We start from the raw sequence: 14,861 nt of genomic DNA, 5'->3' as shown, positions 1-14,861 counted from the left end.
ACGTTTCATTCATTATCATGAGCGACCCAGCCCCCAAACACACCAACGCCCTCATCCGCGAAAAGTCGCCCTATTTGCTCCAGCATGCCCACAATCCCGTCAACTGGCTGCCCTGGGGGGATGAGGCCATCGCCAAGGCCAAGGCAGAGGACAAACCCATCTTCCTGTCCAGCGGCTATTCCACCTGCCACTGGTGTCATGTCATGGAGCGGGAATCTTTCGAAAACGAGGAAATCGCTGCCTACATCAATGAAAACTTCATCGCTGTGAAGGTGGATCGCGAAGAGCGCCCGGATGTGGACCTCACTTACATGACCTATGTGCAGGCCGCCAGCGGTGGCGGTGGCTGGCCCATGTCCGTCTTCCTCACCCCCGATTTAAAGCCTTTCTTCGGTGGCACCTATTTTCCCCCGGAAAATGCCCAGGGACGCATTGGTTTTAAAAATTTACTGATCGAGCTCCACAAAGCCTGGACGGAAGACCGCGAAAAAGTCCTCGCCAGCTCGGACCGCTCCATTTCCAAACTTCAGGAATACCTGGATGGTGAAAATACCGGTGGTGAGGTGGAAGTGGATGCCATTGTCCAAAAGGCCTACGACGACCTCGCCAGTAATTACGATTATCATGAGGCCGGATTCAGCAGTGCGCCGAAATTTCCCCGCTCCAGCTCTATCAACCTGCTTCTGCGTATTCACCACGCTTGGCAAAAGGATGAGGCGCGTAAAAGCGAGGCCGACTGGGCTGCAGAGATGTCTGTGAAAACCCTTCGCGCCATGGCCAATGGCGGCATCTGGGATCACGTTGGCGGCGGTATGCACCGCTATGCCGTGGATGGCTACTGGCACATCCCGCATTATGAAAAGATGCTTTATGACCAGGGCCAGCTTCTCTGGGCCTATGCAGATGGCCACCTTATCACCCAATCACCCTTTCTAGCAGATGTGGCTCGGGACATCGTCACCTATGTCCAGCGGGATATGCGTCACGAAAAAGGTGGCTTCTTTTCCGCCGAGGATGCCGACAGCTACGCCCAGGAAGGCGACGACCATAAAAAAGAAGGTGCCTTTTATGTGTGGAAAGCTAGCGAGATAGACGAGATCCTCGGCAAGGAGGAAGGCAGCATTTTCCGCTATTCCTTTGGTGCACGCCGCGATGGAAATGCCCGGCCCGAGAGCGATGCGCATGGCGAACTCACGGGCCTCAATACCCTTTTCCGAGCTTATTCCATCAAGAAGACTGCAGAGTTTTTCAAGAAGACCCCAGAGGAGATTTTGGCCATCCAGGCCCGTGGGTTGAAGCTGCTTTTCGAAGCCCGCGCCAAGCGCCCCCGTCCGCATCTGGATGACAAGGTCATCACTGCCTGGAACGGCCTCATGATCTCCGGCCTGTCACGCGCCGGGGCTGCCTTGGGTGAAACCGGCTTTCTCAAACTCGCCGGGGAGGCCGCTCAGTTTCTCCATGATGAACTCTGCGCCACTCCAGGTAGAGACCTACACCGGAGCTGGCGTGCAGGGGAGCGTGGGCCCAAGGGTTTCGCGACCGATTATGCCTGCCTCATCCATGGGCTGCTGGATCTTTATCAGGCCTCCTTTGAGGTGAAGTGGCTGCAATGGGCCGCCTCACTCCAGGAGGAAATGGACAGCCTATTCCTCGACAAGGAAAACGGGGGTTATTACAGCGTCCATACCGACATGGCCCACTCCGTCCTCCGAATCAAAGAGGACTACGATGGTGCCGAGCCCTCGCCGAATTCCCTCGCGGCGCTCAATCTGGTGCGCCTCGCTGCTATGCTGGACAGCAAGCCTTATGCGGATCAGGCCGCAAAGATCATCACCCTGTTTGGCAAGACCCTTCAGGAAAGCCCCTCAGCTGTGCCCGTGCTTGTCATGGCCGCCGATTTCCTGGAGCATGGAAAGCAGCAGATCGTCCTAGCGGGCGACAAAACCTCTCCGGGTTTTCAAGCGCTCGCCGCCGTTATCCATCGCCGCCTCCTGCCCCATGCCGTTCTTCTCCATGCCGACGGCGGAGCGGGCCAAGCCTGGCTGGGTGGAAAAAATGAAGCTGTTTCCTCCATGGCACCGGTAGGGGGACAGGCCGCCGCCTACGTCTGCCAGAACTATGCCTGCCAGGCTCCGGTCACCACAAAGGAAGCCTTGGAGAAGCTTCTGGCTTGAAGGTGATTTGGCATTGATGCTGCGTCCGCTTCCCTGTTGAATCTCCCCCAATGCTCAGCTTCCTCATCAGCCGCCTTATGCAGGGTCTCGTCGTTATTTTCGGCGTGCTCTGCATCACCTTTGCGTTGCTGAAAATGGCCCCCGGTTCACCGATGCAGAGTGAAAGGAACATCCCCGAGCACATTCGTGAGCAACAGGTCATCGCGCTCGGGCTGGACAAGCCTGTGTATGTGCAGCTTTGGCGGCATCTGGTCAGCTTTGCCACGTTCAATTTCCCCGCCTCCTCGAAGAATCCTGGCCGGGGTGTGGATGAGATTATCGTGCAGGCTTTTCCGGTCTCCGCCATGGTTGCACTGGCGGCGCTGGTCATTGCCATTGGTTTTGGCATTCCCATGGGCGCACTGGCCGCTGTGCGTGCCAATACCTTCGATGACCGCGTCTGCATGGTCATCGCTACACTGGGCATCTGTACGCCCAGCATGGTCCTGGGGCCGTTGATTGCGCTGGTTCTCGGCTTGAAACTGCGCTGGTTCAATGCCTCCGGCTGGTATGACTGGGATGACTGGGTTTTACCATCCTTGACGTTAGGTATCATTTACAGCGCCTACATTGCCCGGCTTACCCGTGGTGGCTTGCGGGAAACCCTGGTGCAGGATTTCATCCGCACTGCCCGTGCCAAAGGTGCCTCGGAGATGGCCATCGTTTTTCGTCATTCCTTCAAGCTCGCTTGCTTGCCAGTGCTGAACTATCTTGGCCCTACCGCTGCGGGGTTGATGACCGGTTCAATCATTATCGAAACAGTCTTTCAACTACCCGGCCTGGGCCAGCATTTCGTGGGGGCGGCTGTGAACCGAGATTTCGTGCTCGCCATGGCCACAGCCGCCTTTTACGCCGTTCTCATCATCGGCTTCAATCTCCTGGTGGATTTCCTTCAGGCACTCCTCAACCCTCGCATCGGCTTCAAATCATGAGTGAAGCCCCAAGAAGCGAGGTCCCAACAAGGAGTGAGGGCGTCCCGCCCTCATATGAGGCCAGGACGGCCTCACTCCCACTGCCCCCCCAATCCCCCGGACAGCGTGCCTGGCGTCGCCTCACCCGCAACCGCGTCACAATCTTCGCCATGCTTTTCATGGTGGCTCTAGTCGCCATCTGCGTTTTTGGACCGTTCCTGTCCCCTTATGGTCAAAACGATCAAGACCTTAATCTCCAAGCGACTGGCCCTTCTGCCGCCCACTGGTTAGGCACGGATCCCTTAGGTCGCGACCTCGCCACGCGCATCCTTGTGGGCGGACGCATCTCCCTCCTTGTCGGCATTCTGGCCACGGGTGTTGCCTCCGTCATCGGTGTCGGTTACGGCCTCATCGCCGGCCTTTCTGGTCGCCGGGTGGATGCTCTCATGATGCGGCTGGTGGACATCCTCTACGCTTTTCCCTTCATCACCTTTGTCATCATCCTGGTGGTCATTTTCGGGCGTGAATTCTGGCTCATTTTTATTGCCATCGGTGCGGTGGAATGGCTCACCATGGCGCGAGTGGTAAGAGGACAGGTGCTCGCTTTAAAAAACCTGGAATTCGTCCTCGCTGCCCGTGCCAGCGGAGCTGGTTTTTGGCACATCCTGTTCAGGCACATGCTGCCGAATGTCATGGGTCCGGTCATCATTTACTCTAGCCTCACCGTCCCAGGTGTCATGCTGCTGGAAGCCATGCTCAGCTTTCTTGGCCTCGGCATCCAGCCCCCCGATGCGAGTTGGGGCGTCCTCATCCGTGAAGGGGCCGACAGCATGGAAACCTACCCCTGGCTGCTCATCGGCCCCGGCCTCTTCTTCAGCGCCACCCTCCTCGCGCTCAACCTCATCGGCGATGGTTTAAGAGATGCGCTGGATCCGAAATCGGAAAACTTGTAATAAATGATTTCGAGGCTAGATAAAACATGCCGAGATAGTAATTTCTAAAATGGCTGCGACAAAAGAATCATTTCACAATGACATGCTTGGCATTTACGAAAAAGTTGGTCGTGGTACGGGCTATTGGGCAAAACGTTTTCTCGCCAAAGTAAAGCGATCAGGTGGTGTGGACGCGGCTAAATTTTGGCTAAATAAAAGGATGATTCCGGACGGTTTCGCGCGGTTAAAGAAAGAAGGTCAATTAGAAAACTCAATGGAAGTATTGGTTTTAAAGCCTGAATATGAAGACTTGTTTTCCGCGAATGAGAGGGCGGTGGCTCGTGATCGGTTAACTGCCTATGGGTATTTTGGTTAAATTTTCCCATTGTATACCCCAAGCAACCGCCAAGCCCGCCACATCAGCATTACCGCCGCAATCGCCAAGCCCACGGCCAGGGCTGCCCAGATGCCGGTCGCGCCCCAGCCCATCTGGAGGCCTAGCAGCCAGCCTAAAGGTAGAGAAATGGTCCAGTAGGCCAGCACGGCGATCCATGCGGGCACTTTCACATCATCCACTCCCCGAAGGGCGGCTGCAGAGACTACCTGGAGGCCATCAAAAAGTTGGAAAAGGCTACCCACCACCAGCAGTGCTGCTGCCGCCTCGATGACCCCGGCATCATTCACAAATTGCGCTGCCAGGGGCTGACCCCAGATAAAGAACACGCCCATGGATACTGACATAAACAGCGTGGCAAAAAGCCAGCTCCCCACCAGTACTCGGTGCAACCGCGCCCGCTGATTCGCTCCCACGATTTCGCCCACGCGCACGGTGGTCGCCATGGCCACTCCCAGCGGCACCATAAAGGCAGTGGCGATGCAGGTGATGGCTACCTGATGCGCTGCTAGAGGAATAACTCCCAGTGAACCGATCATCAGGGAGGCCATCACAAAGGCCGTGACCTCGGCTAAGAGATGAAAACTCGCAGGCAGGCCGATTTTCAGCAAAGAAGAAAACCCCTGCATCTGCGTCCGCACCAGCCAGCGCACCGGACTCCATTCCCGGACAGTCGGACTCCGGTTCAACCAGATAAAAAGGGCAAGCGCGCCGATGATCCTCGCCGTCAGCGTCGCATACCCTGCACCCTCCAGCCCCATGGCCGGGAAGCCTGCATGTCCCTCGATCCACAGCCAGTTCAGCAGCACATTCAATAGCACGCTGCCAACCATGATGCAGAACGGGGGCCAGGGCTTGTTCAGTGCATCGGCATGGTTCTTCCACACCATCATCATCAGTGCCGGGATCAGTGAAATAGCGCAGGTCAGCAGATAGACCGGCGCTAGCTCCACCACTTCTGCAGGCTGTTGAAAATGAGGTAGCATCGGGATCAGAGCCACCGTGCCCAAGACCACCAGCAGTCCCAGCCCCAGCGCCAGCCACGTGCCATGCCGCACCGTTTGCCGCGCCTCTTCTGGAGCCTTGGCTCCATGGGCTTGCGAGACACGCACGGAAACCGAACTCAGCAGCCCGATACCCAGCACGTATGGAACGGCTAACAAAGTATTCGCAAAAGTGGATGCGCCGAGAGCCAGCACACCCACAGTGCCGATCATGACCGTATCAGCCACGCCCATGAGCATCTGGCTCAGTTGTCCTGAGACCAATGGCACTGCCAGTTTGAGAGTGATCCGGCATTCCTGGCCAAAGCTGGGCCAAGTAATTGGGGTCGAAGAAACAGAAGGGGTGGAAAGGGAAGAGTGCATAAACGCTGCCGCGCGAAAGGTTGGAAAAGTACAGACAGGCAGCGGCACAAAAAAACCACCGCCCCAGGGTCAAAAGGGGAGTGGTTGGAAGCGTCGTCAGATTCGTCCGCTTAGCCTGCCACCGGCCCTTCTCCTGCCAGGCGATCACCTGGCACGGAGTTAAATTTGGGGCGGATGACAAGAATCATGTATTCACCTATTCCATGATAAGAACTAAATGTCAATCCCTGACACCTCTCCCCTGCCTCAAGCACCCTGGAAGGGTGGAGGCTGAATCCCAGTATTTATACTCATCTAGCTGAGTACTGAACCGAGAAGCCAGTGGAACTCAAACGGCTCCCACTGGCTCGGTTTTATTCTTTAATGTTCGTTACGCCTCTATTTTTCGTCACCCAGGCGTTTATCGCCCGTGAGATAGCCCTGCACATAATCGCGCACGGCCTCATTCAGGGTAAACAGTTCTTGGGTATACCCGAAAGTGCGAAGCTTGGTGATGTCCGCACAGGTATAGTACTGGTATTTCGATTGGAGATGTTCAGGCATATCCACGAATTCAATGTTCGGCTCCTTGCCCAGGGCGGCGAAGATGGCCTGAGCGAGCTGGACCCAGGTATGGGCTTGGCCGGAGCCAAGGTTAAAGAGACCATTGGCCTGAGTATTCTCCGCCAGGTGAAGGGTCATCTGGATGGCATCTTTGACGTAGAGGAAATCGCGCATCTGTTCACCGTCCTTGTAGTCGGGACGATGGGATTTGAAGAGCTGCACTTTACCTTTGTCCAGGATCTGGCCATAGGCCTTGTGGACGACGCTGCGCATGTCTGCCTTGTGGTCCTCGTTGGGGCCATAGACATTAAAGTATTTCATGCCAACGATCTTGCTCAGCATGCCCGTGCGCTTGGCATGCAGGTCAAACAGATGCTTTGAATAGCCGTACATGTTCAGCGGCCGTAGAGAGTGCAGGTCGGCGAGCTGGTCATCCATGCCCAGGGCACCATCGCCATAAGTGGCGGCTGAGGAGGCATAAACAAAGCGGGTGCCGTTAGCCAGAGCCCACTGGCAAAGGATCTTGGTGAGCTCGTAATTGTTCCGCATCAGGTAGTCCGCATCCTTTTCAGTAGTGGCTGAGCAGGCTCCGAGGTGGAGGATGACATCAAAATGGCCCAGGCTTTCGGGCGCAGTGCGGATGTGTTTTTCCAGGTCGCCACCATCCACGTAATCATGGAAATGAAGCGGGACGAGATTCTTCCATTTCTCGTCGGTGCAGAGACGGTCAGAAACGATGATGTTTTCACAACCGCGACGGTTGAGTTCCCATATAAGGGCGCTGCCGATGAATCCGGCGCCACCGGTGACAAGAATGCGGCTTTCTGGAGTGAGAGACATTGAAAGGCGATAGCGAGGAGGAACGGATTCCGCAACTCTTCACTTATCTCTTCCTCAGTGATCTCAGAGGGATTCTTTCCACACAGCCGGATGGATGAAGGTCGTGAGAGGGCCTTTACCTGTTTCATTTCCGGCGACCGTATCCATCACCATATCGGGAGTATGGCGCAGAGCGGGGTACAGGAAGACTTCGCTAGCGATCTTGAGTTTAGGAATGAGCGCTGCGCCGTAGTGCTCAATCTCCCAGTTTAACAGCAGGGGTTCTTCATCCGTAAAGCTGTCCATTGGCTGTTCGATCCACCCGACAAGGCCGCTATCATTGAGCAGATCCCAGATTTCACCTGTTTCTATATCCACCCTCACCGCGAATCCGTGGCTGCGTTTGACACCATTTTGGATCTCCAGCTCGCTGGACACCAATGCAAAGACGACTTGTTTACAGACGCTCTGGGATGGGACGATGTCCACTTGGAAACCAAATCGCAGAGGGTGAGCAGGCACGAGAACTTTTCCAAAGCTCACAAGATCATAACTGGCAAATGCCGTTTCTGGACTAACGAGGGGGGCGGGAGTGTGCATGGCGAGTGTGGAAACTTGTCAGGATTTTGTCATGGTTTATTTAAATATCAAATAATTATAGAAAACGTTTAAAATATTATTAATATAAATATATCTAAAGCATTGCCCTTTTACACTATCGCTGTGAAACCAGAGAGACGTAATGCAAAATGCGCAACACTCTTGTAACCAAGGTGTTATGACGCAAGAGTCAGGCCAAGGTCGCCACCCATCTGATGACCGGCTCGTCCGCCGGTGCCATGTCGGGGCGGGAAAGTTTTTTTTGAAAAACCCAAATCAGCTCGCTGTGTTCGTGAGGACAGGGTTCTGAACTCTCGCTTTTGAGTTCACATAAAAAAGGGAAAAGTCGTATAGAGCCCCATTCGTATTCGTGCAGCGCGGCAGGTCCGGCCTGTAAAATCGTGAGTTCACAGCCCAGCTCCTCCATGATTTCCCGATGCAGCGCTTGGTCCGGCGTTTCTCCTGGATCCACTTTGCCACCAGGAAACTCCCACATTCCCGCAAGTCGTTTGCCCGGTGGGCGCTTGGCCAGCAGGATGAGATCACCACGACGGATCACGGCGCAGACAACATCCACAGGCGGGAGGGAAGATGACATATGATTTTGACTGACGACCGGCTGCTGCGGGGCATACTTGAATAATGCGCCCTGAGAAAGTCAAATTCATGCTGCTGGCGGTGAACATGCGCCGTGCAGTCCGGTTCTATACGAGCACCCTGGGATTCCAGGAGGTATTCGTGAGTGAATTCTGGTCGGAACTGGCGTGTGGCGATGCCATCCTGGCACTGCATGGAGGGCATGACGGATCCGTCAATCCAACCGGGCTGAGCCTGCAGTATGAGGACGTCTTTGAGGTGGCCGCGCTGATCGACAAAGCCGGAGGCAAGATTTTGGACAGCCCGGTGCAGCGGGAAGGGGAGCCAATCCTGCTTGGCCGCTTCCGTGATCCTGAGGGAAATGAGGGATTCATCACCCAATATGTCGGGTGAGATGAATCCCTGACTGCACCCAGCCGATTTAGGCGTGCCTGCCTTTGAAGGTCAGTTCAGCAATGCCGGATTTATCCAGGCCACCCAGGCCCAGACTGACCATTTTTTTATACTGAGCGATGGTGGCCAGATTCAGCGGCAAGTTGAGGCCGACACCCTCCGCCATGCTTCCGGCGATGCCACTGTCCTTGGCAGCATGCTCAGCGGAGAACCAGCAATCATGCTCGCGGGCCACCATATCGGCGCTGTCTGTTTCCAGGACGCGGCTGTTGGCACCGGTCTGGCTGAAGACCTCTCGGACCATGTCCAGGTCATGCCCCAGCGCGGCAGCGAGGCCGAGACCTTCGGCAAGGCCTGCGGTATTGATGTTCATGACCATGTTGACGAGAGCCTTCACTTCCGCCGCTCGACCAGGGCCGCCGATGAAGCGGCGGTTCACGCTCATCTGCTCCAGGACGGGCAGCACGTCGTTATATACGGATTCATCACCCGCCATCATGAGATAAAGCTTTCCTTCGCGGGCGTGGCTGATGCTGGAGGCCATGCTGGCTTCCAGACTGTGCGCACCAGCGTTTTTCGCGGCCTCATAGACCTCCCGATGGATTCCTGGGGAGACGGTGGCGCAATTGATGAAGGTTTTTCCAGTCGGCTCCTTCAGCAGGTTGTCTCCAGGCCCGAAGAAGATGCTGCGCATGGATTCATCGTTGGTGACGACGGTGAAAATGATGTCTGCAGCGGCAGCTACATCCGCCAGTTTTTCCGGTGCTGAACAGCCAAGTTCATCGGCGAGAGCGGTGGCGATGGGGCGGTGGCTGTCATAGACGGCGGTGATGCTGTATCCGCAATCTTTGAGACGGCGGGCCATGTTGGCTCCCATGCGTCCGACTCCGACAAAGGCGATGGTTTTGCTCATATAAAATAGAAAGGGGTGGTTGAAATGTGGGCTGATTTTGGCGTTGGCCGTTCGTGATGCAAGCTCTTCAGGCTACGGTTTCAACTCGCTGAGAGGCAGCACTTTTTCGATCTGTGCAGCACCCTGCTCATCAAGGATGCGGAGGGTGAGGGTGGGATCGGCTGCTGCCCAGTCAATATCAAGGGTGCCGACATTAGGCTGGTGGAAGGTTTTTGGCAGGACTCGGTTCGCATTCGGGGTGGGGGTGCCGCGCTTGTGGATCTGAGTCATGGAACTGGCCGTGAAGTCATAAAGAGGGTAGGGGACCTCCTGGGTGAGAGCGGACATTTCACACCAGTGGCGGTCACCACTGAGGATGAGGACGCCTTTGGCCTGGGTATCGGCGATGAGCTTCACGAGGCGTTTTTGCTCATGAGGAAAATTGGCCCAGCTTTCACTCCCGCTGGCCTCAGCGGCAAATTGGATGCTGGAGATGATGAGGCGGAGCTCGGCAGGCTCCTGGAGTGTCTTTTTCAGCCAGGCCCACTGAGCGTCCCCCAAAAGGGTGGTGCTGAGGTCGTCCGTTGGGATAGCGGTACCACCATTGCTGCCTTGTGCCTTCGGGACGCGTTTCAGCGGGTTGCGGAAGTAACGGGTGTCCAGCAGGATGACCTGGGTGCGTTTTCCTGCGGGGCCAAAGGTGCGGGCTTGATACACGCCTTCCTGCTGGCGGAGGGTTGATCCACCGGGTTCATTCAACCAGTCTAGAAACTCCTTCTGAGATTCCTTTTTCATCGGGTAGTCCGCCCCGCCGTCATTGACGCCAAAATCGTGGTCATCCCAGGTGGCAAGAACGGGTGCACGGCTGCGCAGGCCCTGGAAAAAGGTGCTCTGGCCGAGGGCGATGTATTTCTCCCTCATCTTGGCCATGTCCTGGGTATCCGCATAGATGTTGTCCCCCATGAAAAGGAAGAGATCCATGGGCAGGGTGAGGGTGCGGTCCAGCATGGGATGGACAGTGAGGTCCAGGCAGGAGCCAAAAACGATGTGCTGGAGAGGCTGGGCCGGAGCATTGAGATCAAAGGGGAAACTGATCTCACCTGGGAACAGAACGGAAAATTTGGGGTGCTCCACCCCGGAGAGGTAATTGCGAAAGACGACGGCCAGCGGAGTATCCTTGGTCGCGCGGATACGCCACCCGGTGCTGCCTGCGGGTACCTGCGTTTCCCAGGTGCCGGTGAGGACGACGATGTCATCCTCGCTATCCAGAGGGGCGCGGTCATGGCCGGTGAATTCGAAGGTGAAATCAGGCTGAATGGGGCCGGACGGCTCGAAATGGAACTCGACGTATTTTTTTACCAGCGCCTGAGCCTGGGACTTCAATTCCGCCACCCGGGCCGGACTCAAAGACGCCAGGATAGGCTGCATGAGAGAAGCCGCAGCATTGGGATCTGCGGCGAAGCAGCGCGGATCCACCTCAACAGTCAGGGTACATTTACCCTCCGGGGTGAAATAGGTGCGCACCGGGATGTCCGGGACGGGATGAGCCCACACAAAGGTAAATAGGAAAAAGGCGGCAGTGATGCGCAGGCAGGTTTTCATGAAAATTCAGGCTTGTATGCAAACCAAAGGTATGAACAATCGTTTACTCAATAGCAACGCCAGTGGTTGCACTCATCCAACAAGCATCCTCTACGAATATGAAAAAAGCATTCGCTACCCTCGCCATCGTTTCCCTGGCTCTCGGCTCCGCCTACGCAGGCTGTGGCAAAGTCGTCACCAATGAAGGCAAACTGAAGTCCTTCGACGCCGCCACCAAGGCTGTCGTCGTGGAAGGCAAAGATGGCAAAGAAGCCAAGCTGACCCTGACACCCTCCACCAAAGGCGCTGACGAAGCTGAAAAGCTGGTCGGTGAAAACGTGAAGGTGGACAGCGAGCACGGCAAAATCACCAGCATCGCCAAGGCCTAAGCTCTGGAGATAGCCTCATTTTGAGAAGCCCGGCAGTGATGCCGGGCTTTTTTCTGGCCATGTAGCGCTGTGCAGGAAAAGCCTGCGTGGTGTTGAGGTTGAAGCGTGATGCAAAGCGGGTAAATGGAACGGATGCCGCTTCCCCCCTCCTGGACATCGCCTGCCCTGCAAAAGGGACTGCTGGCCTTGAGCCTGATGTTGTCTGTCTCTTGCGGGCTATTGCCACCGCTGGGCAGCAAGCGGCTGAAAAAAGATGCGCATGCCATTCATGCAATGGCCCCAGAGAACTGGACAGCTCTGCCCTCCTTGCCGGAAAAAGCTTCCATAGGATGGTTGGCAGACTTTAACAGTGCGCGGCTGCGTACCTTGGTGGCCCAGGCCATTGCGGCGAATCCAGATCTGGCGGCTGCTGCGGAACGGGTGAAGCAAGCGCGGGCTGAAACGGTCCAGGCGGGGGCGGATCTGTTTCCGGCATTAAGTGGTGCCTACAATGCCAGTCGCTCGCAGAGTCCTGGAGACCAGCGGTTTCCTGGCCTGACACCGATCAATAATCGTTTCCGACTAACCTTCAATATGTCCTGGGAGATCGATTTCTGGGGTCGCATTGCGGATGAGCGGGGCGCGGCGAAGGCAAATCGCCTGGCGATTGAAGAAAACTTCCACGCAGCGCGGCTCTCCCTGGCGGCGAATACGGTGCAGACGGCGACGACGCTGGCTGAGGCCCAAGCACTGACCCGGCTGGCTGAGCAAAATGTGCAGACCCGGCGGATGCAACTGGGCATTCTGGAAAAGCAACTGGACCGGGGACTGGATACTGATCGGGCAGCACTGGATGTGAGCTTGGCACGGGCGGATCTGGCACGTACGGAATCCACCCTCCAGCAACGCCGTGCGACGGTTGACCAGTCCCGGCGTGCACTGGAGGTCCTGCTGGGCGGGTATCCAGCGGGTGCGGAAGCCGGTATGGGAGCTTTGCCGACGTTGGCGCGGAGCATTCCAGCCGGGCTGCCGTCAGAGCTGTTGCTGCGTCGGCCAGACCTGCGTGCGGCAGAGCGGCAACTGGAGGCGGCTCTGCGCCGTGAAAGTGCTGCGAAAAAAGCTTTCCTGCCGAGCATTCGGCTGACGGGAGACAGCGGGCGGACCTCTCAGGATATGGACAATTTGCTGGCACCAGATTCCGCGATCTGGGCCATTGCAGCCAATGGTGTGCAGACCCTTTTCCAAGGCGGACGGTTGGTAGCTGGAGTGCGGCTGGAGCGGGCACGTTATGAAGAGTTGCTGGCCACCTATAAAGGCAGCGCGCTCGTGGCTTTTCAGGAAGTGGAGACTGCCCTGGCAGCGGACCGCTTTTTACAGGCGCAGGCGGAGGCGCTTGCTCGAGCCTCCACTGAGGCTGAGCGCTCGGAACGACTGGCCTTGGGGCAGTATGAAAAGGGCCTCTCAGATGTGCTGACTTTGCTGGATGCCAGCCAGCGAGCTTTCGACGCCCGCAGTGCTTTGATCAGTGTGCAGGCGCAGCGCTTGCGCAACCGTGCGGATTTGCATCTGGCACTGGGGGGGGAATTTTAATGATGACGGCCAAGTTTTCAGCGGCGCCTTTTTTCATCTCCATGCTGGCTGGTGGCCTGCTGGTTTCGTGCGGGACTCATCCCAAAAAAAATGCTGCCCAGACGCAGGTGACGGGCCCTCTCATCCCCGTGACCCGGTTTTCCCAGGCTCCATATCCACGCTACAAGGGCGTGAATATGTTATCCTTTGCTGAGTTGCAACAACTCGTGAAGGAGCCCCGGCCGGGTGGCGCGTTGGAAGCCAAAGTTCATCAATTACTTAACAGTCCCATCATCTCGAACGAGGCTTATTATCAGGGGAAACGGCCGTTGCGTTTGCGGAATGAACATCAGGGAGAATTCCTCCGGGTAGCCACCTGGAATGTGGAAAAGTCCCTGCGCATGAAGGAGGTGACGTCAGCCTTGGCCTCCGAGTCTTTTTTTGAATCCCTGGTGAATGAGAAGATGGCACCCAAGGGCAGTGCGGCGCATACAGAACTGCTGCGTGAGCGGGCACGCCTGGCATCTGCGGATGTCATCATTCTGCAGGAAATGGACATCGGCATCAGCCGTTCAGGTTATCGGGATGCCGCACGTGAGTTGGCGAAGGCGTTGGGGATGAACTACGCGTTTGCACCGCAGCAACTGGAAATTGATCCGGTGATGCTGGGGCTGGAGCCCATCGCGCATGGCCGTGGCGGAGAGGTGCGTCACCAGCCGGATGAGGCGCGATACAAGGGGCTGTTTGGTTTGGCCATTCTCTCCCGGTATCCCATCATCAATGCGCATAGTTTTCAGCTAAAAGTGCAGCCATACGATTGGTATGCAGGTGAGAAAGCCGGGACAGATGTTGTCGAGGGGATGCGCCGTTTGGCCACCGAGATCGTTTTTGAAAATCAGATTGTGCGTGAGATGAAGATCGGCGGGCGGGTGTTTTTCCGTGTGGATCTGGATGTTCCTGGCGTGCCTGGAAACACGCTTTCTGTAATCAATAATCATCTGGAGATCAAAGCGCGTCCGCGAGACCGGGAGGCGCAGATGGCGGAAATCCTGTCCTACATGCGCGATATTCCAAATGCCGTGGTGATGGCCGGGGATCATAACTCCGCTCATGAGGATCTGAGTCCTACCTCCATCACGCGGGTCTTTTCACGCACGACCTCCAGTTCACAAACATGGTTAGGTGTGAGCATGAATCTGCTTATGGCTGCACCTGTCGCGGTCAATTCTGGTCGGGTACTGCTGAATACGGCCAAAAATTTTCACAGTCCTCTGGCTCCGCACATTCCCGTTTTACTGCCTAACAAGACGCGTGGACTTTTCAACCTTATCGAGGAATATCGTTTTGCGGACGGCGGAAAGTTTGACTTCAGAGGAGACAAAGAACGATCCATCAACGGCATTTCTGCCAAATTGGCTAACGCGAACGAAAAAGCCATCAAAGGCCAAACTCCCACCTTCAGTGTACAACGTCCCATCGGTCCCATCGGAAGGTCACGGCTCGACTGGATTTTCGTCAAGGTACCGCCTTCTGCGCAGGGTGCTGACGATTTCGACTACCGGCTGGCACCGCATTTTGGCGAAACGCTCAGCGGCATGATTGAGGGGCTGACAGTCAGGCTTTCGGACCACAGTCCCTGCGTGGTGGATATTCCGATGCAGGAGCCTCCTGGAATTGAATAG

General features: G+C 56.3%; 14 protein-coding genes. 8 read left to right on the top strand and 6 right to left on the bottom strand.

The genetic code is table 11. From position 1 onward, the window contains the following. Nucleotides 1–17 precede the first annotated feature (17 nt). The 4 genes from EI77_RS02005 to EI77_RS01990 are packed head-to-tail and all read left to right on the top strand — an operon-like array spanning nucleotide 18 to nucleotide 4,432. Complete coding sequence (locus tag EI77_RS02005) at nucleotides 18–2,174, top strand: thioredoxin domain-containing protein (RefSeq protein ID WP_133793081.1); 2,157 nt, start codon at nucleotides 18–20, stop codon at nucleotides 2,172–2,174. 50 nt (nucleotides 2,175–2,224) lie between these two features. Continuing rightward, nucleotides 2,225–3,145, top strand: coding sequence for an ABC transporter permease (locus tag EI77_RS02000; protein WP_133793080.1), 921 nt, complete (start codon nucleotides 2,225–2,227; stop codon nucleotides 3,143–3,145). Then, nucleotides 3,142–4,077 carry an ABC transporter permease gene (locus EI77_RS01995; RefSeq protein ID WP_133793079.1) on the top strand — a complete coding sequence of 312 codons (936 nt, stop codon included), beginning with the start codon at nucleotides 3,142–3,144 and terminating at the stop codon, nucleotides 4,075–4,077. Before EI77_RS02000 ends, EI77_RS01995 begins: the two co-directional genes overlap by 4 nt. A 49-nt stretch (nucleotides 4,078–4,126) precedes the next feature. Continuing rightward, nucleotides 4,127–4,432 carry a hypothetical protein gene (locus EI77_RS01990; RefSeq protein WP_133793078.1) on the top strand — a complete coding sequence of 102 codons (306 nt, stop codon included), beginning with the start codon at nucleotides 4,127–4,129 and terminating at the stop codon, nucleotides 4,430–4,432. Here EI77_RS01990 and EI77_RS01985 read toward each other — a convergent pair. From EI77_RS01985 to EI77_RS01970, 4 genes are all read right to left on the bottom strand, one after another. Beyond that, a complete protein-coding gene (locus EI77_RS01985; RefSeq protein WP_133793077.1) occupies nucleotides 4,429–5,817 on the bottom strand; it encodes an MATE family efflux transporter in 1,389 nt (462 codons plus the stop codon). The two genes, EI77_RS01990 and EI77_RS01985, sit on opposite strands and share 4 nt — an antisense overlap. A 378-nt stretch (nucleotides 5,818–6,195) precedes the next feature. Then, the gene (gene rfaD, locus EI77_RS01980; RefSeq protein WP_133793076.1) at nucleotides 6,196–7,200 is read right to left on the bottom strand and encodes an ADP-glyceromanno-heptose 6-epimerase; all 1,005 of its coding nucleotides are present in this window, start codon (nucleotides 7,198–7,200) and stop codon (nucleotides 6,196–6,198) included. A 63-nt stretch (nucleotides 7,201–7,263) separates the two neighbouring features. Then, entirely contained in the window at nucleotides 7,264–7,779 is a 516-nt protein-coding gene (locus tag EI77_RS01975; RefSeq protein ID WP_133793075.1) for a hypothetical protein, read from the bottom strand. 190 nt (nucleotides 7,780–7,969) lie between these two features. Continuing rightward, nucleotides 7,970–8,377, bottom strand: coding sequence for a (deoxy)nucleoside triphosphate pyrophosphohydrolase (locus EI77_RS01970; protein WP_133793074.1), 408 nt, complete (start codon nucleotides 8,375–8,377; stop codon nucleotides 7,970–7,972). 44 nt (nucleotides 8,378–8,421) lie between these two features. On the opposite strand from EI77_RS01970, the gene EI77_RS01965 reads away from it, so the two are divergent. Continuing rightward, nucleotides 8,422–8,769, top strand: coding sequence for a VOC family protein (locus tag EI77_RS01965; RefSeq protein ID WP_133793073.1), 348 nt, complete (start codon nucleotides 8,422–8,424; stop codon nucleotides 8,767–8,769). 28 nt (nucleotides 8,770–8,797) lie between these two features. On the opposite strand, the gene EI77_RS01960 is transcribed toward EI77_RS01965, so the two are convergent. Together EI77_RS01960 and EI77_RS01955 are read right to left on the bottom strand one after the other, a co-directional pair. After that, nucleotides 8,798–9,682: an NAD(P)-dependent oxidoreductase gene (locus tag EI77_RS01960; protein WP_133793072.1), complete on the bottom strand. Its 885-nt coding sequence runs from the start codon at nucleotides 9,680–9,682 to the stop codon at nucleotides 8,798–8,800. A gap of 72 nt (nucleotides 9,683–9,754) precedes the next feature. Then, complete coding sequence (locus EI77_RS01955; protein ID WP_133793071.1) at nucleotides 9,755–11,263, bottom strand: alkaline phosphatase D family protein; 1,509 nt, start codon at nucleotides 11,261–11,263, stop codon at nucleotides 9,755–9,757. A 98-nt stretch (nucleotides 11,264–11,361) separates the two neighbouring features. Here EI77_RS01955 and EI77_RS01950 point away from each other — a divergent pair, with 98 nt between their 5' ends. The 3 genes from EI77_RS01950 to EI77_RS01940 all read left to right on the top strand — a co-directional run bounded on the left by EI77_RS01950 (nucleotide 11,362) and on the right by EI77_RS01940 (nucleotide 14,861). Continuing rightward, nucleotides 11,362–11,631, top strand: a complete 270-nt coding sequence (locus EI77_RS01950) for a hypothetical protein (RefSeq protein WP_133793070.1) — start codon at nucleotides 11,362–11,364, stop codon at nucleotides 11,629–11,631. 132 nt (nucleotides 11,632–11,763) lie between these two features. Next, nucleotides 11,764–13,200 carry an efflux transporter outer membrane subunit gene (locus tag EI77_RS01945; protein ID WP_166646968.1) on the top strand — a complete coding sequence of 479 codons (1,437 nt, stop codon included), beginning with the start codon at nucleotides 11,764–11,766 and terminating at the stop codon, nucleotides 13,198–13,200. Between the two features lie 176 nt (nucleotides 13,201–13,376). Further along, nucleotides 13,377–14,861, top strand: coding sequence for an endonuclease/exonuclease/phosphatase family protein (locus EI77_RS01940; protein WP_208300239.1), 1,485 nt, complete (start codon nucleotides 13,377–13,379; stop codon nucleotides 14,859–14,861).

The organism is Prosthecobacter fusiformis, from assembly GCF_004364345.1.
GTDB classification, from domain to species: Bacteria; Verrucomicrobiota; Verrucomicrobiia; order Verrucomicrobiales; family Verrucomicrobiaceae; genus Prosthecobacter; species Prosthecobacter fusiformis.
Note: the sequence above shows the minus strand (reverse complement) of the source record. Positions and strands in the feature narration are given on the sequence as shown.

Bases quoted from the DNA above. Each gene is read 5' to 3' on its own strand.
- EI77_RS01970 (WP_133793074.1), bottom strand. From the start codon at position 8,377: ATGTCATCTTCCCTCCCGCCTGTGGATGTTGTCTGCGCCGTGATCCGT.
- EI77_RS01960 (WP_133793072.1), bottom strand. From the start codon at position 9,682: ATGAGCAAAACCATCGCCTTTGTCGGAGTCGGACGCATGGGAGCCAAC.
- EI77_RS02000 (WP_133793080.1), top strand. From the start codon at position 2,225: ATGCTCAGCTTCCTCATCAGCCGCCTTATGCAGGGTCTCGTCGTTATT.
- EI77_RS01965 (WP_133793073.1), top strand. From the start codon at position 8,422: ATGCGCCCTGAGAAAGTCAAATTCATGCTGCTGGCGGTGAACATGCGC.
- EI77_RS01990 (WP_133793078.1), top strand. From the start codon at position 4,127: ATGGCTGCGACAAAAGAATCATTTCACAATGACATGCTTGGCATTTAC.
- EI77_RS01975 (WP_133793075.1), bottom strand. From the start codon at position 7,779: ATGCACACTCCCGCCCCCCTCGTTAGTCCAGAAACGGCATTTGCCAGT.
- rfaD (WP_133793076.1), bottom strand. From the start codon at position 7,200: ATGTCTCTCACTCCAGAAAGCCGCATTCTTGTCACCGGTGGCGCCGGA.
- EI77_RS01995 (WP_133793079.1), top strand. From the start codon at position 3,142: ATGAGTGAAGCCCCAAGAAGCGAGGTCCCAACAAGGAGTGAGGGCGTC.
- EI77_RS02005 (WP_133793081.1), top strand. From the start codon at position 18: ATGAGCGACCCAGCCCCCAAACACACCAACGCCCTCATCCGCGAAAAG.
- EI77_RS01955 (WP_133793071.1), bottom strand. From the start codon at position 11,263: ATGAAAACCTGCCTGCGCATCACTGCCGCCTTTTTCCTATTTACCTTT.
- EI77_RS01940 (WP_208300239.1), top strand. From the start codon at position 13,377: ATGTTATCCTTTGCTGAGTTGCAACAACTCGTGAAGGAGCCCCGGCCG.
- EI77_RS01950 (WP_133793070.1), top strand. From the start codon at position 11,362: ATGAAAAAAGCATTCGCTACCCTCGCCATCGTTTCCCTGGCTCTCGGC.
- EI77_RS01985 (WP_133793077.1), bottom strand. From the start codon at position 5,817: ATGCACTCTTCCCTTTCCACCCCTTCTGTTTCTTCGACCCCAATTACT.
- EI77_RS01945 (WP_166646968.1), top strand. From the start codon at position 11,764: ATGCCGCTTCCCCCCTCCTGGACATCGCCTGCCCTGCAAAAGGGACTG.